General features: G+C 70.8%; 21 protein-coding genes and 2 pseudogenes. 11 read left to right on the top strand and 12 right to left on the bottom strand.

The window, feature by feature from the left end:
- The first annotated feature begins 125 nt into the window (after positions 1-125).
- A complete protein-coding gene (locus IF09_RS0100870; RefSeq protein ID WP_030290920.1) occupies positions 126-908 on the top strand; it encodes an IclR family transcriptional regulator in 783 nt (260 codons plus the stop codon).
- Positions 905-1315, top strand: coding sequence for a RidA family protein (locus IF09_RS0100875; protein WP_030290924.1), 411 nt, complete (start codon positions 905-907; stop codon positions 1313-1315). The genes IF09_RS0100870 and IF09_RS0100875 overlap by 4 nt, the downstream gene beginning before the upstream one ends.
- A 9-nt stretch (positions 1316-1324) precedes the next feature.
- On the opposite strand, the gene IF09_RS0100880 is transcribed toward IF09_RS0100875, so the two are convergent.
- The gene (locus IF09_RS0100880; protein ID WP_030290926.1) at positions 1325-1504 is read right to left on the bottom strand and encodes a hypothetical protein; all 180 of its coding nucleotides are present in this window, start codon (positions 1502-1504) and stop codon (positions 1325-1327) included.
- Between the two features lie 233 nt (positions 1505-1737).
- Between IF09_RS0100880 and IF09_RS0100885 the strand changes: the two genes are divergently transcribed.
- Positions 1738-3285 carry a tetratricopeptide repeat protein gene (locus IF09_RS0100885; RefSeq protein ID WP_030290927.1) on the top strand — a complete coding sequence of 516 codons (1548 nt, stop codon included), beginning with the start codon at positions 1738-1740 and terminating at the stop codon, positions 3283-3285.
- Positions 3286-3332: 47 nt separating this feature from the next.
- Here the strand turns inward: IF09_RS0100885 and IF09_RS0100890 are convergent, their stop codons facing one another.
- On the bottom strand, positions 3333-4670 hold the full coding sequence (locus IF09_RS0100890; protein WP_030290929.1) for a M14 family metallopeptidase: 1338 nt from the start codon (positions 4668-4670) through the stop codon (positions 3333-3335).
- A gap of 140 nt (positions 4671-4810) precedes the next feature.
- Positions 4811-5476, bottom strand: a pseudogene (locus IF09_RS0100895) (glycosyl hydrolase family 18 protein); the annotation flags it as partial.
- A gap of 9 nt (positions 5477-5485) precedes the next feature.
- Between IF09_RS0100895 and IF09_RS42490 the strand changes: the two are divergent.
- Positions 5486-5746 (top strand): annotated as a pseudogene (locus IF09_RS42490) (OmpA family protein); the annotation flags it as partial.
- Here the strand turns inward: IF09_RS42490 and IF09_RS0100900 are convergent.
- Positions 5743-6189 carry a hypothetical protein gene (locus IF09_RS0100900; RefSeq protein ID WP_030290932.1) on the bottom strand — a complete coding sequence of 149 codons (447 nt, stop codon included), beginning with the start codon at positions 6187-6189 and terminating at the stop codon, positions 5743-5745. The pseudogene IF09_RS42490 and the gene IF09_RS0100900 overlap by 4 nt on opposite strands.
- Positions 6190-6229: 40 nt before the next feature.
- On the bottom strand, positions 6230-6787 hold the full coding sequence (locus IF09_RS0100905) for a TetR/AcrR family transcriptional regulator (protein ID WP_030290934.1): 558 nt from the start codon (positions 6785-6787) through the stop codon (positions 6230-6232).
- A gap of 109 nt (positions 6788-6896) precedes the next feature.
- On the opposite strand from IF09_RS0100905, the gene IF09_RS0100910 reads away from it, so the two are divergent.
- Both IF09_RS0100910 and IF09_RS39785 read left to right on the top strand, forming a co-directional pair.
- Positions 6897-7322 (top strand): nuclear transport factor 2 family protein, encoded by a 426-nt coding sequence (locus tag IF09_RS0100910; RefSeq protein WP_030290936.1) that lies wholly within the window; start codon positions 6897-6899, stop codon positions 7320-7322.
- Between the two features lie 87 nt (positions 7323-7409).
- Positions 7410-8042, top strand: coding sequence for an alpha/beta fold hydrolase (locus IF09_RS39785; RefSeq protein WP_234320844.1), 633 nt, complete (start codon positions 7410-7412; stop codon positions 8040-8042).
- A 164-nt stretch (positions 8043-8206) separates the two neighbouring features.
- Here IF09_RS39785 and IF09_RS0100920 read toward each other — a convergent pair whose 3' ends face one another.
- Positions 8207-8398: a hypothetical protein gene (locus IF09_RS0100920; RefSeq protein ID WP_030290938.1), complete on the bottom strand. Its 192-nt coding sequence runs from the start codon at positions 8396-8398 to the stop codon at positions 8207-8209.
- Positions 8399-8409: 11 nt separating this feature from the next.
- Complete coding sequence (locus IF09_RS0100925; protein ID WP_030290940.1) at positions 8410-9261, bottom strand: helix-turn-helix domain-containing protein; 852 nt, start codon at positions 9259-9261, stop codon at positions 8410-8412.
- 208 nt (positions 9262-9469) lie between these two features.
- Between IF09_RS0100925 and IF09_RS0100930 the strand changes: the two genes are divergently transcribed.
- Positions 9470-10018 carry an ATP-binding protein gene (locus IF09_RS0100930; protein ID WP_234320845.1) on the top strand — a complete coding sequence of 183 codons (549 nt, stop codon included), beginning with the start codon at positions 9470-9472 and terminating at the stop codon, positions 10016-10018.
- A gap of 133 nt (positions 10019-10151) precedes the next feature.
- Here IF09_RS0100930 and IF09_RS0100935 read toward each other — a convergent pair whose 3' ends face one another.
- Positions 10152-10730 (bottom strand): TetR/AcrR family transcriptional regulator, encoded by a 579-nt coding sequence (locus IF09_RS0100935; protein ID WP_030290944.1) that lies wholly within the window; start codon positions 10728-10730, stop codon positions 10152-10154.
- Positions 10731-10849: 119 nt separating this feature from the next.
- Here IF09_RS0100935 and IF09_RS0100940 point away from each other — a divergent pair, with 119 nt between their 5' ends.
- The 3 genes from IF09_RS0100940 to IF09_RS0100950 all read left to right on the top strand — a co-directional run bounded on the left by IF09_RS0100940 (position 10850) and on the right by IF09_RS0100950 (position 13999).
- Positions 10850-12433, top strand: coding sequence for an MDR family MFS transporter (locus IF09_RS0100940; RefSeq protein WP_030290946.1), 1584 nt, complete (start codon positions 10850-10852; stop codon positions 12431-12433).
- Positions 12434-12720: 287 nt separating this feature from the next.
- Positions 12721-13575, top strand: coding sequence for a polysaccharide deacetylase family protein (locus IF09_RS0100945; protein ID WP_030290948.1), 855 nt, complete (start codon positions 12721-12723; stop codon positions 13573-13575).
- A gap of 100 nt (positions 13576-13675) precedes the next feature.
- Positions 13676-13999, top strand: coding sequence for a hypothetical protein (locus IF09_RS0100950; RefSeq protein WP_030290953.1), 324 nt, complete (start codon positions 13676-13678; stop codon positions 13997-13999).
- Here the strand turns inward: IF09_RS0100950 and IF09_RS0100955 are convergent.
- The gene (locus tag IF09_RS0100955; RefSeq protein ID WP_051831986.1) at positions 13990-15168 is read right to left on the bottom strand and encodes a serine hydrolase domain-containing protein; all 1179 of its coding nucleotides are present in this window, start codon (positions 15166-15168) and stop codon (positions 13990-13992) included. The two genes, IF09_RS0100950 and IF09_RS0100955, sit on opposite strands and share 10 nt — an antisense overlap.
- 142 nt (positions 15169-15310) lie before the next feature.
- On the opposite strand from IF09_RS0100955, the gene IF09_RS0100960 reads away from it, so the two are divergent.
- Positions 15311-15919 carry a hypothetical protein gene (locus IF09_RS0100960; protein WP_030290955.1) on the top strand — a complete coding sequence of 203 codons (609 nt, stop codon included), beginning with the start codon at positions 15311-15313 and terminating at the stop codon, positions 15917-15919.
- 171 nt (positions 15920-16090) lie between these two features.
- On the opposite strand, the gene IF09_RS0100965 is transcribed toward IF09_RS0100960, so the two are convergent.
- The 3 genes from IF09_RS0100965 to IF09_RS0100975 form a co-directional block, all read right to left on the bottom strand.
- A complete protein-coding gene (locus IF09_RS0100965) occupies positions 16091-17374 on the bottom strand; it encodes an ABC transporter substrate-binding protein (RefSeq protein WP_051831987.1) in 1284 nt (427 codons plus the stop codon).
- Between the two features lie 310 nt (positions 17375-17684).
- On the bottom strand, positions 17685-18302 hold the full coding sequence (locus tag IF09_RS0100970) for an SMI1/KNR4 family protein (RefSeq protein WP_030290959.1): 618 nt from the start codon (positions 18300-18302) through the stop codon (positions 17685-17687).
- A gap of 59 nt (positions 18303-18361) precedes the next feature.
- Positions 18362-18739, bottom strand: a complete 378-nt coding sequence (locus tag IF09_RS0100975; protein ID WP_051831988.1) for a DUF192 domain-containing protein — start codon at positions 18737-18739, stop codon at positions 18362-18364.
- Positions 18740-19301: the final 562 nt, after the last annotated feature.

Raw genomic sequence — 19301 nt, forward strand, 5'->3', positions numbered from 1 at the left:
GCGGATTCCTCCTTGCGTTGCATGTGCTGCAACGCTCGTTGCGTGCTGTGCTGGTGGCTGTCTAACATTCCTGGTGTGAAGGGTCAACGTCCCGCAGCGCGTCCAGGGTTCCGGAAGGGCGTGGCGTGAGTCAGTCGGTGGAGCGGGCGCTGCGCATCATGCCGCTGCTCGCGAAGGGCGCGGCGGGGCTCGGCGAGGTGGCCGAGGAGCTCGGCGTGCACAAGAGCACGGCCCTGCGCCTGCTGCGCACCCTGCACGAGCACGGCTTCGTCTACCGCCAGCCCGACGGCCGCTACCGCCTCGGCGCGCAGCTCTTCGCGCTGGCGGGGCAGGCCCTGGAGAACCTGGACGTCCGCGCCGTCGCGCACCCCCACCTCGTCGAGCTCAACCGGCTCACCGGGCACACCGTGCACCTCGCCCTCCACCAGGACGACGAGGTGGTCTACGTCGACAAGGTCGACAGCCGCTACCCCGTCCGGATGTACTCCCGCATCGGCAAGCCCGTCCCGCTCACCGTCGCCGCCGTCGCGAAGCTGCTGCTCGCCGACCTCCCCGACGCCGAGCGGCGCAGCCTCGCCGAGCGCATCGACTACCCCCGCTACACCGCCCGCTCCACCCCCGACGCGCAGGCCTTCCTGCGCGAGCTGGACCTCGTACGGGAACAGGGCTGGGCCACCGACCTGGGCGGGCACGAGGAGTCGATCAACTGCGTCGGCGCACCCGTGCGCGGGCCGGACGGGCGGGTGGTCGCCGCGCTGTCCGTCTCCGCGCCCGGCGTGGTCGTCCCCGCCGAGGGCCTGCTCGAACTGCTGCCGCTGGTCCTGCGCACCGCCGACACCGTCAGCCGCGAGTACTCCGGCTCCCCGGAGCACCCCGGCTCCCCAGAGAAGGACGAGGACACCCCGTGACCGAGAAGACCGCCCTCACGACCGACGCCCACACCACCCCGCCCGCGAAGTTCTCGCACGGCGTGCGCAAGGGGAACATCCTCCAGGTCGCCGGCCAGGTCGGCTTCCTCCCGCACGTGGAGGGCCGGGCGCCCACCCCCGCCGGACCGACGCTGCGCGAGCAGACCCTCCAGACGCTGGAGAACGTCCGCTCCGTCCTGGAAGCCGGCGGCGCGGGCTGGGACGACGTGATGATGATCCGCGTCTACCTCACCGACACCGGCCACTTCGCCGAGATGAACGCCCTCTACAACGCCTACTTCGAGGAACAGGGCCTCAAGGAGGCCCCGGCCGCCCGCACCACCGTCTACGTCGGCCTGCCCGCCGGCCTCCTCATCGAGATCGACGCCCTCGCCGTCCTCGGCTGACCGCGGCCCTCAGAACGGCCAGTTGACGCCCAGCCATACCCCGCCCCCCGAAACGAGCGCGGAGCCCATCCAGCCGATCAGCCGCGCGGGACGCCGGGCGAGACTCATCTCGAAGGTGCCGACACGCAGTTCGAAGTACGGGCGGGGGCGCGGGGGCGTGGACTCGGACCGGGACGGGGACGCGGGCATGGCGGGGCTCCTTCGCATCACGGCCGGGGCCTGTCCACGGCCGGTGGAGCCACAGGCCATCATGTCCCGGCCCGGCGCAGCGCGTTCCGGGAAGTCACGGCCCCGTCCCGGACGGCGCCGCGTGCGTCCCGGAAACGGCCCGCACCGTCCGGACGTCCGGGAAAATCGGCGCCATGAACGACTCATGGGGCCAATTCCGCTCGGATCTCCGGTCCTTGAAGGAAGCCGCCGGGATGAGCTACCGGGAGATCGGGGACGCGGCCAAGGAGAGGGACGCCTGCCTGCCCAGGTCGACCGTGTCGGACCTGCTGGGCAAGGCGGACAAGAGGGCCGGGAAGGAGTGCACCGGGCTGCTCGCGCACCTGGTCGCGATCCTGCTCGCCAACACCGCGCAGGACCACCCGTCCGCCGCCCCGTGGCGGGACCGGGCGGCCTGGCAGCGCCGCTGGGAGGCGCTCGACGACCGGGACCGCGCCGGTGCCTCGCCGCCGAAGGCCACAGGAACCGAAGGACTGTTCGGCTGGGACGGCGCCCTCGCGAAACCGGGACGGGGGGGCGATACCGAGGTCGCCTGGCTCGGAGACCGGCGCACGTCCCGTATGGCCGCCGTCATCAGTGAACTCGCGGCCTTGGGCATGTACCGCCAGGCCTGCGATGTCGCGTGGGAACTCCAGCGCTGCGTCGAGGGGACGCGCGGGCCGCAGGACCCGGGGTCGCTCCCCGTCCGGCACGTGGCCGCTTTCTGGACCGGGGCGGCGGGGGACCCGTACACGGCGCGGGACCTGACCGCCGCCCTCCTGGCCGACTGCCGCGCGGCCCTCGGCGAGAAGCACCCGTTCAGCCGGCTCGCCGTCCTGCGATTGGCTGCCTGGACGGCGGCCGCCGGAGACCCGGCTGAGGGGCGCAGACTTTACCGGGAGCTCACCCGCGACGGCTCGGACGATCGGATCGCGCTGCTCGCCCGGCTCGGCGGGGCCCGTGCTGCCCTGCGGGTCGGCGAGGCCGACGAGGCCGGGGACCAGTTGTCCCGCCTGCTGCCCGACCTCGTGGCGGAGTACGGGGAGCACCACCCCGTGGTGATGGGTGCCCGGATCACCGAGACGAACTCGTACTGGAGGGACACACGGTGCGCCGCGTGTAGCCGGGTGCGGCTGGAGGATCTCGTGGCCGACGCCACCGATCGCCTGGGCCGGGCGCACCCGCTGACCCTGCGCGCGCGGGCTCTGCACGCCCGGCTCGTCTTCGCCGACGGAGACCGGCGCCTCGCGCTCGAACTGGCCGAGGAGGCTTACCGCGAATCCGTCCGCGTAAGGGGCGCTGATCACCCCGACAGTCTCTCCGCCGGCAACATCCTGGGCCTCACCCTGGCGGCCGCGGACGTGCTCGCCGCCACGGAGATGCTCAGAAACCTGCACGAACGCGCCGGCAAGGCCCTGGGACCCGAGCATCACCGCACGCTGGCCATCGGCCACAACCTGGCCGTCGTGACGCATCACAGCGACCCGCGGACCGCCAGGCTGCTGTACGAGGAGGTAAGGGATGCGCGGATCCGGGTGCTGGGCGCCGAACACCCCCATACGCTGCTGACACGGCTGGCCCTCGCGTACGCGGTGCTTGGGCTCGACGGGGCGGATGCGGCCCGCCCGCTCATCGAAGAGGTCCACCGCGCGCGCGTCCGGGTGCTCGGGTCCGGGCACCCGGACGTCGAGCGAACCCGCAAGCTCCTCCGGGTCGCGGCGTCGGCGGTACCCGCCCTGCCGAGCGGTCCGTCCGAACGCTGAGCGGGGCGCCCCCCTGGCGGTGAGGCGCCCCCGGGCGAGCCCTCAGATCACGTGCAGTACTGCGACTGCTTGCCGATCGAGCGGTACATGCAGTCCGCGTTCTCCAGCAGTTGCAGGACGGCGTCGCGGTTGCGTGCCGTCTCGCGGTCGATCACCTCGTCCGGCGGGTAGAAGCCGCCCCCGCCGCCCGTCTCGGACGGGTACATCTCGAAGGTGTAGGCGAAGATCTTCTGGTTGCCCCACAGCCAGTCGTCGATCGTCCCGTCCGTGATGTACAGGTCGCTCGACTGCTCCGGCGTGTAGCCGTTGCTGTTGGCCATGCTCGTGCCGATGGTCTTGTACACGGCGAGGTCGTCGGCCGTAAGGCCCGGCGCCGTGTCGTTGTACGTCCACCCGAACGGCCAGAGCACCAGTTCGCTGTACGTGTGGAAGTCGATGGCGGCGGTGATCTGCTGCTTGCCGCCGACCACGCGGCTGCGGACGAAGTCCGAGACCACCTTCACCTCGGGCCCGGACTCGGCGGCCGCACCGCGGTAGGTCTCCGAGCTCTTGCTGCCGCTGGAGCCGCCGCAGCAGCCCCACTTGTAGTTCCAGTTCCGGTTCAGGTCGGTGCCGACGTACGAGGAGCCCGAGTTCGGCTGCCGGTTCTTGCGCCAGGAGCGGTAGGAGCCGGTCGCGATGTCGTACTCGCCGCCGTCCGGGTTGAGGTCCGGCACGATCCAGATCTCACGGCCGTTGACCATGTTGGTGATCCGCGTGTCGCTGCCGTACTTGGAGCCGAACTCCTTGAGCAGGTAGAGCGCCATTTCGACGGTCAGGTGCTCGCGGGCGTGCTGGTGGTGCGTGAAGAGCACCTCGGGCTCGTTCTCGTCGGTCGCGACGTTGTCGCTGATCTTGATGGCGACGATGTCCCGGCCCTGGTACGACTTTCCGATCACCTTCTTGCTCATGATCGAGGGGTACTGCGCGATGCGCTGGTCGATCTCCGTGTTCGCCTCGGCGTAGTTGTGGTACATCGAGTCCTTGGACGGGAAGTCCATCGGGCTCGCCGCCACGCCCCGCTCGGAGCGGTCCGGCGGCCCGGGCAGCGCGGTCAGCTTGTAGCCGAGCGCCCGCAGTTCCTTGGCCTGCATCGGGTCGGCGCTGACGACGACCGAGCGGGCGTCGACCTCGTCGATCGAGACGCCCGTACGGAGCAGGGCCGTTCGCTCGGCCGCGGTGGACGGGCCCTTGACCTCGTACTGGACGACGGACTCGTCCTGGGTGGCGGTCGACGGTGTGGGCGGTGGGGCCGCCGTCGCGCTCATGCCGTAGGCGGGTGCGCCGAGCGCGAGAGCGAGCAGGGCCGCCGTGACGGCGGCCCTGCGTCGGGTGTGGAGCCGCATGCGTTCTCCTGGGTGGGAGTGTGGGGTAGCCGTGCGGACGCGCACAGCGTGCTCTTATGGCATGTCCCGGTCAAGGACTGCATTCCGGCCAAATCTGCCGGACGGCCACCCGCCGGGACGGCCACTCCCACACGTACCGCCTAGGGCAGGCCGTGAACCTTCGGCCCCACCGAGTTGGACCAAGCGCTCCCCGCCTTGGCGTCCCAGTTGGTCGACCAGGTCATCGCGCCGCGCAGCCCCGGGTAGGTCTTCGAGGGCTTGAAGGATCCGCAGTTCGTGCCCCTGGTCAGGCAGTCCAGGGCGTTGTTCACGATGGTCGGGGAGACGTACCCGCTGCCCGCGCCGCTCGGCGAGGCCGGCACGCCGATGCCCACCTGCGAGGGGTCGAGGCCGCCCTCGAGCTGGATGCAGGCCAGCGCGGTGAGGAAGTCCACCGAGCCCTGGGAGTAGACCTTGCCGTCGCAGCCGTTCATCGAGCCGCTGTTGTAGTACTGCATGTTGACGACGGTGAGGATGTCCTTGATGTTCAGCGCCGTCTTGAAGTAGCCGCCCGCCGTCGACTGCATGTCGATGGTCTGCGGGGCCATCGTGATGACGAGCGAGGGGCCGGCCTTGGCAGACAGCGAGCGCAGCGCCTGCGTCATGTAGGCCGGGTTGAGCCCGTTCTCCAGGTCGATGTCGATCCCGCTGAAGCCGTACTCCTGCATCAGCGCGTACGCCGAATTCGCCAGGTTGTTCGCGGAGGCCGAGTCGTTGACCGAGATGGTGCCCTTCTCGCCGCCGATCGAGAGGATGACGGACTTGCCGTCAACACCCAGAAGGCGACCCGCGTCCGGGTCTTCGGGTTCACCGACGACCAGGGCAGCTACGAGCACGGCAAGGAGCTCTCCAAGCAGCGCGCCGACGCCGTTCAGGCGGAGCTCGCCAAGACCGTCACCAGCCCCGGCGTCATCTACGACGTCCGGGGCTACAGCGAGGACTACCCGATCGCCGACAACGGCACCGAGGAAGGCCGCAAGAAGAACCGCCGCGTCGAGATCACCTTCCCCCGCACCACCGCCGCCGGCGGCAGCTAGAGGACGAGTCCCGCCAGGCAGCCGGCGAAGAACAACCCGGGGACCACCGCCAGGAGGCAGGCGAGCGCGGTCACGGCCGTGGCCGGTCCCTGGTGCTCGCGCGGATCCGCGAACGCCGCGCACAGCAGGAGCAGCGCCGAAGGGAAGAAGATCAAGGTGCCTTCCCACGCGCCGAGGATCGACCACCCCGCCAGCGCGATGCCGAGGACCACGCAGGACGTCGTGAACCGCGCCCGGTCCGCCCGGAAGAGCAGAGGCACCGAGAACGACACGGCGGTCACGGCCGGCCGGAACGCCGGCACGCCCCCGACGAGCAACGCGAGCGTGACCGGCGCCGGGAGGATCAGAGCCGCCAGTGCGATCTTGGTCTGCCAGGGGTGGGCGGCGCGCAGTCGGCGGCTCCGGGCTCCGCTGCCCCTTCGGGCCGGTTCCGTCGCGGTCATGGCCGCCCCCGCACTCTGCTCCGCAATGAATTGAACGCGTTCAATCTATCGCACGCCCGCCCTCCCGGGCGAGCAGCAGCGCCGACGCCGCCTCGCGGGCGCGGTGGGCCGGCTCCGGGCCGGGGGTCAGGGCCGCCACCACCGTCGCGCCCTCGACCAGGATCAGCAGCTGGTCCGCGAGCTCCTCGCGGCCGGGGCCGGCCAGCTCCGCCAGCAGCTCCCGCAGCCCCGCCTTGTGGCGGCGTACGACGTCCAGGACCCCGGCGGGGCCCGCGCCCAGCTCCCCGTACGCGTTCAGGAAGGCGCAGCCCCGGAAGTCCGGCTCCGAGAACCACTGGGCCAGCCAGTCGAAGACGGCCTCGACCGGATCGGCGGAATCCGCCACCGCGCCGCGCAGGCTCGCCGTCCAGCGGCGGTCGCGGCGCTCGAGATAGGCCGCGACCAGGGCCTCCTTGGCCGGGAAGACCTTGTAGAGCCGCTTGAGCGGCACCCCCGACTCCGTGCGGATGCGGTCCATGCCGACGGCCTGGATGCCCTCCGCGTAGAACAGCGCCTCCGCCGCGTCCAGCAGCCGGGTGCGGGCCTCTTCGTCGTTCATGAAGGCAGCGTAGCCCAGAACCGCTTGCGCAGAGAACGGTCGTTCTCTATCGTCGCTCCCTGTTGAGAACGATCGTTCTCCATCCCCTCCGTCCGACCGAGGTGCGCCCATGACCGACCACGCAGTACGCCCGCCCGTGCCGCCGTTCACCGAGGAATCCGCCCGGGCCAAGGTCCAGGCCGCCGAGGACGCCTGGAACAGCCGCGACCCCGAACGCGTCGCCCTCGCCTACACCGAGAACTCGTTCTGGCGCAACCGTGACCGCTTCCTCAGCGGCCGCGACGAGATCCGGGAGTTCCTCACCGAGAAGTGGGAGCGCGAGCTCGACTACCGGCTCCGCAAGGAGCTCTGGGCGTACACCGACAACCGGATCTCCGTCCGCTTCGAGTACGAGTGGCACGACGCCGCCGGCCAGTGGTGGCGCAGCCACGGCAACGAGCAGTGGGAGTTCGACCGCGACGGGCTGATGCGCCGCCGCGAAGCCAGCATCAACGACATCCCGATCACCGCCGAGGACCGCCGCCTCACCTGGTGACCCGCGGGGAGGTGTGCCGTTCGCCGGCCCGCGGTATGTCTCCGCGCGGGCCCTCGGCCCCCGGTGTCCCAGGTGAGGAGACTCGGCGTGGCGCGGGCTCGTGTGAACGGCGTGGACCTCTGCTGCGAGGTCGTGGGCGAGGGTGAACCCCTGGTCCTGGTCCACGGCTCGTGGGTCGACCACGAGCCCTGGCGGTTCGTCGTCCCCCGCCTCGCGCAGTCGTTCCGCGTACTCGTCTACGACCGGCGCGGCCACAGCCGTAGCGAGCGCCCGCCGGGCCGGGGCAGCCGGCGGCAGGACGAGGACGGCCTCGCGTCGCTCATCGAGACCCTCGGCGCGCCGGCCCACGTGGCCGGGAACTCCTTCGGGGCCTCGACGGCGCTCGGCCTGGCCTCCCGTCGCCCCGAGCTGCTGCGCAGCCTGGCCGCGCACGAGCTCATGGGCATCGTCGGTGACGAGGACCGGGAGCTGCGCCCGGTGCTCCAAGCCATGGAGGCCGCCGTCGGCGCAAGCGGTTCGTGGACGACGTCGTCATCGGACCGGGCGGCTGGGAGCTGCTGCCGGAACCGTTCCGCGAGACGTTCACAGCGAACGCGCCCACCTTCCTGGACGAACACGGCGACCCGGACTGGGCGAGCCTCGACCTCGCCCGCCTCTCCGGCTACGAGGGCCCTGCCCTGCTCACCTTCGGCAGCGAGAGCCCGCCGTGGTTCCCGGTGATCGTCGGCAAGCTCGCCACCGCGCTCGGCGGCCGTGCGCAGATGCGGACGCTGGTGGGGGACGGCCACGTCCCCCACCTCACCCCTCCCGGACCGCTATGCCGACGACCTCACGGCGTTCATCCGGTCCTCGGGGCCGTAGGCGCCGAGTTCCGCGGTGGTCACCTACAGCAGGTGGTCGGCCTTGCCCGCCTTGATGTCCCGGATCATCTGCCGGAGCGCGTCCGCCGTGTCGCTGAGGTACGCGTCCTCCTGACCGGCCACGGCGATGTAGCTCCCGCCCTCCCCGTCCACCCCGATCCGGTAACAGGAATTGCCTTCCCCGCAGAACGGCTCTTCCCAGGTCACGGTGGTCATGGAGTCCCCTCTCACAGCTGGCTTGCGACGGTTCGGATGAGGTCCCGGGAGGCGTCGGCGGACAAGGCCAGGCTTTCCATCAGAGCGAAGTGGGCGCGGTACTTCAGGAGTTGTGCCTCCGCATGGATGAAGTCAGGGCCATGTGAGTTGTCGACCTGAACGGTGTCTAGCTGCGCTGTCGGGCCCTCCGCGTAAATCACGGTCTGCCCGGCACCCGGGAAGCCTCCCGCGTCGAACGGAAGAACGAGCACCGTCACATTGTCCTGCTCGGACCGGTTGAGCAAGTGGTCGAGCTGAGCACGCAAGACGGCGCGCCCGCCGAACTGCATACGCAAGGCGGCTTCATGCACCACGGCTACGAACTCGGGTGCGTTCTCACGATCCAGGACTTGCTGGCGCTCGATGCGCAGTGCCAGCCGCAGTGCGACCTCGTGCTCCGGCAGGGGAGGAATGACCATCCGGAATACGGCGAGTGCATGGTCTGAGGTCTGTAGAAGCCCGGGCATGTGAATGGAGTAGGCGCCCCGCATGCGGGTGCAGTGAGCTTCCATTGCCGCGATGTCCAGGAGGCCCTGCGGGAGTTGACCCCGGTAGCGATCCCACCACTGGCGCCCGGTGGGCTGCGCCATTTCCATCAGCCCTGAGAGGTACAGCTCATCGGTCACCTCGCAGTTACAGGCCAGCGTCCGCAGACGCTCGGCCGAGATGGCGCGCGTACCTGACTCCATGGCGGAGATGGCTCCCCGGTCCACGCCAAGCAGCCCGGCTGCAAACTCGGCCGAAACCCCGGCAGCCGTACGCATCCTGCGTAGCTCGTACCCCAACCTCTTCTGGCGCTCTGTCGTGGCAGTCCTCGCGGTCATGCCGTGAAGTCTTGCGCCTTAAGCGCCTCTCTGGCCACGAGAGGCTGACTTCTCCCGTCGGGAGGGCCAAATTTGGCCCGCTCACGCTACATTGGGTAACGCACCGCTCACGCAACGGGAGTTGAAGTGCATCGCTACGGCATGCGCATGCTGCGGCGACGGGCCACCACCCCGCGGCGGAGCCACTCGCAACCACAGGGAGTTCGCGATGCTCAATCCCTTCATGCAGTCGGCCCAGGGCCGGTTCACGGGCTGCCCGGCCTCGCCGGAAGCGCCCGCAGGGGACGAGCCGCCCCCGCCGGACGCGCTGACGTGCAGCCTTACCGTGCCCGGCGAGGCGTACAGCGCGCAGATCGCCCGCCGGACCGTACGGTCCGCCCTGCACGCGCACCGGCTGGATGCGATCGCGGTCGCCGCCGAGCAGGTCACCGGTGAACTTCTCGCCGCATCCTGGCATCTGGACCCCGGGCGGAGTCTCTACCTCTCTGTTCGGTATCGGGACGATGCATTGCGGCTCACCGTTTACGACGGCCACGCGGCCCACTCCCACCCCCGGCTGGCCGCCCACTGCGAGGCCCGGCGGCGGGCGGCCCTGCGGCTCATGGCCGTCGTCGTCCGCGAGTGCGGCGGGGCCTGGGGCTTCGGGGAGTCCCGGGAGCCGGACGGCGGGACCCGGACCTGGGCGTCGCTTCCCCGGGCCGGTGCCCTCGGCTACGGCGAACCGGACGGTGGGCGATCCGGCCACCGCCCGGGATGAGACCGGGCCGGTCGCACCGAAGGGCATTTCCCGGATGGCGACCGGAGGTCATCTCCACCATGCCCGCGGGCCGCCCTCGGCCCGCCCGCGCCCGGAACGGTCGAGCGCCCGTTCTCGTGCCCGGAAGGCGGTGTCAGGATGCCTCGTGCGCCTGCGTGATCAGGTCCGTGGCGACCTCCAGGGCCGCCAGGCGGGTCTCCTCCGGGTCGCCCTCCACGTGCTGGAGGAACATCATCCCCGCGTGCAGCGTGAACAGCGCGCTCACGCACCGCACCTGGTCCGTCAGGGGCCCGTCCTCCGTGCGGAGCAGCTCGACCAGCGTGAACAGCCGGCGCTTCACCGTCTCGCCGATGCTCAGCTCCCGCATCGTCGCCTGATTCTCCTGCATGAAGCGGTACAGCGGCGCGCCCGCCGCCATCGCCTCGCTGTAGCGCCGGAGCACCTCGCGCTTCATGTCCAGCGTCGGCGGCTGCTGCTTCGCCCAGTCGATCAGCTCGTCGATCGGCCTCGTCAGGTCCTCGAAGACGCTGATGATGATGTCTTCCTTGGTCTTGAAGTGGTAGTACAGCGCCGCCTTCGTGACGTCCAGCCGCTCCGCGATCTCGCGCAGCGAGGTCTTCTCGTACCCCTGCTCGGCGAAGAGCTCCAGTGCGATGTCCTGGATGCGCTGGCGCGTGTTGCCGCGGCGCGCCGGCGGACTGCTGCTGGACATGGCTCTCCCCAAACTACTTACTTGACGCCCGGCTAGTGACGGGTCTACCTTCCCCAGTGTAGTGAACTAGCCGGGCGGCAAGTAAGGGTCCGGAGCATGTGAGTGAACGGGGAGTGGACATGGCTCTAAACACGAACGCGGCGGGAATCTCGAAGGAGGTGAAGCCGCGCAGCGTCCGAGTCGTCCTCATGGCACTCATGATCGCGATGCTCCTGGCCATGCTCGACAACATGATCATCGGTACCGCGATGCCGACGATCGTCGGTGAGCTCGGCGGCCTGGAGCACCTCTCCTGGGTGGTCACCGCGTACACCCTGGCCACCGCGGCCTCCACCCCGATCTGGGGCAAGCTCGGGGACATGTACGGACGGAAGGGCTCCTTCCTCACGTCCATCGTCATCTTCCTGATCGGCTCCGTGCTCAGCGGCATGGCCCAGGACATGGGCCAGCTGATCGGCTTCCGCGCCATCCAGGGCCTCGGCGCCGGCGGTCTGATGGTCGGTGTCATGGCGATCATCGGCGACCTGATCCCGCCCCGCGAGCGCGGCAAGTACCAGGGCATGATGGCCGGCGTGATGGCCCTCGCCATGATCGGCGGACCGCTCGTCGGCGGCACCATCACCGACCACCTGGGCTGGCGCTGGTCCTTCTACATCAACCTGCCGCTCGGCGCCGTCGCGCTCGCCATGGTCAGCGCCGTCCTGCACCTGCCCAAGAAGAAGGCCCAGGGCAAGATCGACTACCTGGGCGCCGCGCTGCTGACCGTCGCCATCACCTCGACCGTACTGGTCACGACCTGGGGCGGCACCGAGTACGCCTGGGGCTCCGGGGAGATCATCGGCCTGATCGTCGTCGGCGTCGTGTCGATCGCCGCCTTCCTCTTCGCCGAGACCAAGGCCGCCGAGCCCGTCATGCCGCTGCACATCTTCCGCAGCCGCAACTTCACGCTCATGTCGGTCATCGGCTTCCTCGTCGGCTTCGCGATGTTCGGCGGCGTGCTCTACCTCCCCCTCTTCCAGCAGTCGGTCCAGGGCGCCTCCGCCACCAACTCCGGCCTGCTGCTCCTCCCGATGCTGCTCTCGATGATGGCCGTCTCGCTGATCGCGGGCCGGATCACCACGAGCAGCGGCAAGTACAAGATCTTCCCGATCATCGGCGGCGCGCTCATGGTCGTCGGGCTCTTCCTGCTCGCGCAGATGGACACCGACACTAGCCGACTGATGTCCGGCGTCTACATGGCGATCCTCGGCGCCGGCCTCGGCTTCCTGATGCAGATCACCATGCTCGTCGCGCAGAACAGCGTGGACATGAAGGACATGGGCGTCGCGTCCTCCTCGGCCACCCTCTTCCGTACGCTCGGCGGCTCGTTCGGCGTCGCCCTGATGGGCTCGTTGTTCACCAGCCGGGTCACGGACACCATGAGCGAGCGCCTCGGCCCGCAGGCCGCTCAGGCCGCCGGCTCGGCCCAGCTCGACGCGGCCAGCCTGGCAAAGCTGCCCGAGGCCGTCCGCGACGCCTACCAGCACGCGGTCGCCGCCGGTACGCACTCGGCGTTCCTCCTGGGCGCGGTCGTCGCCGTACTGGGCTTCGCGGCCGCCTGGTTCGTCAAGGAGGTCCCGCTGCGGGGTGCGGGCCCGGCCCAGGGCGCCGACGCGGGCGGCGACAAGGCGGCGCAGGCTCCGCAGGAGTCCTTCTCGCACTGACCACGCCCTGCGTTCACCAGCCCGGCCCCGGCGGATTTCCGCCGGGGCCGGGCTTTTTGCTGCGCCGAAGCCGGGTACCCATGGGTTCGGTGAACGCGGGTGATACAGGGGAGGTTGATGTGGTTCCGCCCTGTTTCAGGTGGGGTTCAAATCGGGGCGATCAAGGACCAAGGTCATATTAACTGGATTTTATGGGGGAATGAGTGGGAACCCCATCGCTTCGCGGGTCGTCCTGGAGTGCAGAGCGCACACAAGAGCGGATGGGGAGGGGACGGTTCATGGGCTTCATGGCGCGCGCGAACAGGCAGGGCATCCGGGCCGGGGCAGTGGTCGTGGCCGCGGCCGCCGCAGTGGCCGGGACGGTGTGGGGGGTGACGGCCCTCGTGGAACCGGGGCCCGCCCGGCCCGGGAACGCGGCACGCCAGACCGACACCGCTGGCACGGGCGGCGGTTCGGACGACGGCGCGAAAGGCGGCGGCGCCCAAGGCACAGGCGGCGGCGACGCGCCGCAGTCGCGGATACCCGACGGCATAGCGCACGCCTCCGAGAGCGGCGGCAACGCCGTCAACATCACCATCGACGACGGCCCCGACCCCCAGTGGACCCCCAAGGTCCTCGAGGTGCTGAAGAAGTACGACGTGAAGGCGACCTTCTGCATGATCGGGCCGCAGGCCAAGGCCCACCCCGACCTCGTCAAGAGGGTCGTCGCGGGCGGCCACCGGCTCTGCGACCACACCATGAACCACGACACGGCCATGGACAGGAAGCCCGTCGACTACCAGGAGAAGCAGATCCTGGACGCGAAGAAGATGATCGAGGACGCCGCGGGCGGCGGCGCCGAGGTGGCGTACTACCGCGCCCCCGGCGGCGCGTTCACCCCCGACAGCCGCCGCATCGCCGCCGCGCACGGCATGCGCCCGCTCGGATGGAACGTCGACACCAAGGACTTCGGGAAGCCGGGCGTCGCCGCCATCGTCAACGCGGTCAAGTCCGAGATGGGCAACGGCCCGACCGTCCTCTTCCACGACGGGGGCGGCAACCGTGCCCAGACCGTCGCGGCCCTCGACCAGGTGCTCGCCTGGCTCAAGGACCAGGGCCGACCCACCGGCTTCCCCGTCCGCACCGCCCCGGACGCCTCCTGACACGCCGTCCGGCGGCGAACGGGTGAAGGTCGCCGTCCCGCCGCCGCCCACGGTGTTCCCTGGTCGCGCACACAGCCCGTACGACCGCCAGGAGCTCCGCGTGATCGCGCCGAACCAGCTGACCGACCCCATCGTCCGCGCCTTCGTCACCGCCGTCAACGCGGGTGACCAGAGCGCCTTCCGTGCCGTCCTCGCCGAGGGCGCGACCATGTCCGACGACGGCTCCGACCGCGACCTCACCCAGTGGGCCGAGAAGGAGATCTGGTCCTCCAACGGCCACATGGACATCGAGACCGAGGCCGACGGCGGCCGTGCCCTCGTCGCCAACTACCGCAACGACACGTGGGGCGAGATGCGCACCGCATGGCGGTTCACCGTCACCGGCGACGGCCGCATCAGCCGCTTCGAAACGGGTCAGGCCTGACCCGTCGCCCCCGCTGCCGCGGCCGCCCGCAGCACCGCCGCCGTCAGGCGGCCGTTCTCCGGCGCGGCCCCGCCGGGGAAGGCGAACCGGCGGCGCGTGTACCCGTACGCGAGCCCCGTCGCCGGGTCCGCCCACCCCAGCCCGCCCGACGCGCCGCAGTGCCCGAAAGCCTGCGGGCCCACCGCGTGCTGCCGCTCGAAGCCCAGCCCGAAGTGGTCCGTCTCGGCGGTCACCCGGTCCTCGCCCGGGGTGTGGGGCCGAGCGAACTCGGCCGCCGTCTCCGGCTTCAGCAGCGGAGGCCGGCCGTCCAGCCCGCTGATCGCGGCCGCGTACATCCCCGCGACGCCGCGCCCCGTGCCGATGCCGCCGGCCGACGCCGGGCCCAGCGCCTTCACCTTCGGGTGGTTGCCGTACTCCAGCAGGTCCATCGCCGGATCCCGGTGCGCATTGAAGGCGACCGGCAGCAGCTCCGGCACGGCCGCCCCGGCCATCGCCGTCAGCTGCTCGGGCGTGGGGAGCATCTCCAGGACCGGCTTCCAGCGGCCCTCCAGCTGCTGCGGCAGGCCCATGTACAGGTCCAGCCCGTACGGCGCGCGGATCCGCTCCTCGAACACCTCCTGGAGGGACCTGCCCGTGGCCCGCCGCACCACCTCGCCGATCAGCGCGCCGATCACGAAGGCGTGGTACCCGTACGCCGTCCCCGGTTCCCAGTACGGCTCCTGCCCGGCCAGCCGCGCCGCGATCAGCGCGTCGTCTGCGATCTCCGCGTAGTCGAAGCCCTCGGCGCTGTTGACCAGTCCGGCCTGGTGCGAGACCAGCTGCCGCACCGTCAGCCGCTCCTTGCCGCCGCCCGTGAACTCCGGCCAGTACTCCGAGACACGGCGCTCCAGCTCCAGTACGCCCTCCTGCACGAGCAGCGCCACCACCAGGTGCGCGCCGCCCTTGGTGATCGAGTAGACCCCGGTGAGGGTGTCGGCGCCGGTGTCCTCGCCGGCCCACAGGTCCACGACGCGGCGGCCGTCCCGGTACACCGCCAGCTGCGCCTCGGGAGAGTGCGCCTCGGCCGCGACGAAGGCCTCGAACTCCTCTCTCACGGGCTCCCAGCCCGCCGCCACCGTGCCGTACACGTTCGTACCCGCACCCGCACCCGCACCCGCACGCCCGCTCATCGGGACTCCCTGTCGCTCGGTGTCGTCGCTTCACTCGCTGGAACGGAAGATGATCATGCGATATTCCGGAGCGCGGGCCCCGTACGGGTGAAAGCCCGCGCGGCCTCGTTGCAGCCCGCCGCGGGTCCCCGTTGGGCGGGGCATGAAGCGCACCCGCATCGCCGCTGTCGCCCTCGCCACCGCCGCAGCGGCCCTCGGCCAGCCCGCCACCGCCGCGGACGGTCCGTACCTGCAGGACCCGGCCGGCGGCGAGAAGGCGATGAAGTCGCAGTGGACCAAGGACGAGATGCACAAGCTGGAAGGACAGCTCCGCTTCCACCCCGGGATCCGGTACAGGACGGTGACCCGCCCCGGCCCCTCGGGCGCCTCCGAGTACGAGCGGCAGGTCGCCGACCCCAAGTCCCTGGGCTGGCAGCCCTCGTTCGACTTCGGCTGGGCGGTGTCGGACTCGCAGCTGGTGAAGAAGGCAGTGACGACCAAGGACGGCAGGCACCCGATCGTCGTGCACGCCGTACTGCGCTCCGCGGACCACGCCAAGGCGGTCGAGGTGCGCCAGGAGCTGGCGGACCGGCCGGCGACGGGGCGCGCCAAGGTCGAGGGCGGAAAGCGGATCGCCTGTGACACCGGTGCTTACACGGTGGAGTGGTCGGTCACGCGCTCGGGCTACGGGACGCTCACGGGGACGCTGCGCTGGGACTCCAGCTGTGAGCAGTACCGGACGGCGTTCTCGACGGAGAACGGCAAGGTCTGAGCCGGAGGCGGGCAGGGGGGCGGGAGAGGGCCGGCCGCCCCGTGCACCTTGTGAGTACGCGGCGGGCGACTGGTCCGAGGCCTTGGATCAAGAGCCGTGGCAGCCATTCTGCCGCACGGGGTGCGATGCGGCAGGGACGAAAGTCCCGTGTCGGGCGGGAAGTTCAGAGTTTCAGTGCTTCTTTCCGGCCTCGTTCGCCTTCGCGGCGATCTCCTCGAGGACGGACTTCGCGTCGCCGTTCGGTTCCACGGCGCGCCCGATGTTGCGCTTGATGGTGTCGCTGACCGTCACCCACGACGGGTCGTTCACCGGGTACAGCTGGGCTCCGCGCAAGGCGGTCAGGAAGAACTGGTCGTTGCTGTCGAGGCCGGCGCCGGAGGGGTTGCGGGAGGCCGAGACGGTCGAGGGCAGCAGGTGGTAGCGGCCCGCGAAGTCCGACAGGTTCTTGTCCTTGTAGATGAAGTCCAGGAACTTGCCGATTTCGGCGCGCTTGCCGTTCTGCTTGAACGCCATCATCCAGTCGGCGACACCCACGGCCGGCGGGGTCTCCCCGGAGCCGAGCGTCTCCGAGACCGGCATGGTCGTGGTGCGGACGTCGATGCCCTTGGCGCGCGCCTCGTGGAGCAGCTGCGGGTAGCCGTTCAGCATGCCGACCTCGCCGCGCACGAACGCGGCGAAGGCGTCGGCGCGGTTGAGCCGGGACGGCGGGACGGGCCCGGTCAGGCCGGGGCCGACCAGGTTGTCCTTCAGCCAGCGGAAGGTCTCGATGTTCTGGTCGGAGGCCAGGTTGTAGTTGCCGGCGCTGTCGGCGTAGCCGCCGCCGTTGCTCAGCTCCCAGATCATCGCCTCGGCGTGCGCCTCCTCCGGGCCCAGGGGCAGGGCGTACGGGTACTTCACGCCCTTGTCCTTGAGCGCCTTGGCGGCGGACTTCAGGTCGGACCAGTTCTTGGGTTCGCTGACGCCGGCCTGCTTGAAGAGGCCCTGGTTGTAGAAGAGGAGCCGGCTGCTCGCCACCCAGGGCAGGCCGTAGAGGGTGCTGCCGACCGAGCCGGCTTCGGCGAGCGGCTGCAGGAAGTTCGCCTCGGCGGTCACTGTGAGGAGTTCGTCCGCGGAATAGAGCTTGTCCTGGGCCGCGAAGTCCGAGTACGAGCCCATGAGGGCCATGTCCGGCGCATTGCCGGACTTGACCATACGGGTGACCTCGCGGTCGATGTCCGCCCACGGCAGGAGCTGGACCTCGACCTTGAGGCCGGGGTTGGCGTTGGTGAAATCGGCCGTGACCTTGTCCCAGAAGGCCTTGGAACTGGTGGCCTGGCTGTCACCGTATTCCGCGGCGACCAGGCGGAGCGTGCCGCTGCCACCTGCGTCGTTGTCTGAACCGCCACATCCGGCCAGCGGGATCAGCAGACCGAGCACGACCGCGGTCGCGCCCGTGCCGAAGATTCTTCGTCGCACGGGTGTATTCCTCTGAATTTCTTTTGAGTCCCGTTACTGCTTATGAGTTGCTCCGGGCCGGGGTGTCCGTCCGTGGCCCGTTGGCCGGAATTCTCTCCTGCGGAAGGGCGGTTGATTCCATTGGGTCAGAACTTGTGGTCAATGCTCCAAGTGCGGCCTTTCCGGCTGGTGTTTTCCGATATGTGATCAACAAATCGGACGCGCGTAGACATGCCGAAAGGCCCGATTCCGGCGCATTGGGCTGCGGAACGGGACGGGGGCGCGGATCAGGTCAGCGGATCGGCTCAGGGGGCGGTGTGCCCGGGACCTTTCAGTCGGCGAACTCGCCCGCGTAGGGGTCGGGCTCGCCCGTCTCCGGGTTGCGGCCCTCCTGCCAACGGCGCTGGGCCTTGCGCCAGTGCACGAAGCTGAGGTGCCCGCCGTCCCAGAAGGTGATGCTGACCGGACTCACGTCGAACTCGTCGGAGCAGAGCCGGTACAGGAACTCGGCCATGCCGTACGGGTAGACGGCGAAGGCGTCGGCGGTGTGCCGGCCGACCACCAGGACGGGCCAGCGGTCCGGATCGGGGTCGGTGGTGAGCCAGCAGAGGATGTCGGAGCCGCCGGTGACGCCCCAGGCGATGATCGCCTCGGGATCCACGCCGAAGGCGGCGCGGCCGCCCTCCGCCTCCCAGAGCTGGCGGGCGTTGTCGGTCTCCTCGGCCATCTCGGCGGGGTCCCACTGGAGGCCGGGCTTGGGGAGGGGGAGGAGGATGCTGGCCTCGCCGTTGATGGAGCCGGCGCCGAAGCGGCCCATAAAGGCGATGAAATCGGCCGGAAACCGGGTGTGCCACGTGGCCTCGGCGGCCGGCCAGTCGATGTCCTCGTCGGCGCCGTGCGTCGCCGGCATGATCTGCTCCAGCGCCTTGATCCGCGCGTTCTCCGTCATGCCGCTCCCCTGAGACCCCAGCTCAACCGCCCCAACCTACCGCCGGGGGCGCGCGGGGCCTAGCGGCGGTTGAGACGGTCCGGGCCGGCCGGACCCTCGATGTGGAGCTGGGAGCCGATCTGTAGGCCCCAGGCGGCCATGGCGCCGGCCTCGGCCTCCAGAACGTGCCGGGAGCGGAGCCGGGGGAGCCCGAGCCGGCCGGGGGGCATGGTGGTCAGGGCGATGACGCGCAGGCGGCGGTCGAGGTACGCCACGTCGATCGCGAACCGCATCCGGAACGTGTGCACGCTCCCGGCGGGGGTGAGGAGCAGGGCGGCGCCGGGTATGCCGTCGCGGCCGAGGAGGCCGCGGGTGCGGGCCCGGTAGGAGGCCGCGATCTCCAGGGGCACCGGGTCCCGGTCCGGCCCGAGGCGGAGCAGGCCGTGGCTGGTGGTCATGCCGGCCAGGGTAGGGCCCCCGGGCCCATGCGGGTGGGGGCGTCTGCGCCTACCGTCGGCGGATGGGCCTGTTCGCGATCACCGCCGCCGCAGTGGCCTACGGCGTGGCTGCGGGTCTGATGCTGCCGCGGGCCGCGTATCGCCTGTCGGTCGAGCCGGACGAGCCGTGGCGGGACCGCTGCCCCGAGGGCCACCCGATCCGCGGCTGGCTGGGCCTGCCCCGCTGCCACCCCGCTGCGCGGGCTTCGTCGCGTGCACCGAGCCGCTGCGGAGGGCGCCGCCACCAGACCCTCGGGCCTCCGGCGGGGCCGGACGGAGCCACCGGCACGGACGCCGGGCGCGCCGCCTCTGCCGGGGGCCGGCCCCCTGACTCCCGCGCCTCGAACGCCGGCGGGGCCGGAGGGTGCGGCGGGGCCGCATCGTGCCCCGAGGCGACAGGCGTGCACGGGCTCCGCCCGGCACCCCTGCGGGCCGAGTTGCCCGGAGGGCGGCTTCGGCCTCGCCCGGCACCTTGGCGGGCCGGGTGGCCCGGAGGGCGACTCCAGCCCCGTCGGCGTTCGAG

Source organism: Streptomyces katrae (assembly GCF_000717655.1).
GTDB classification, from domain to species: Bacteria; Actinomycetota; Actinomycetes; order Streptomycetales; family Streptomycetaceae; genus Streptomyces; species Streptomyces katrae_B.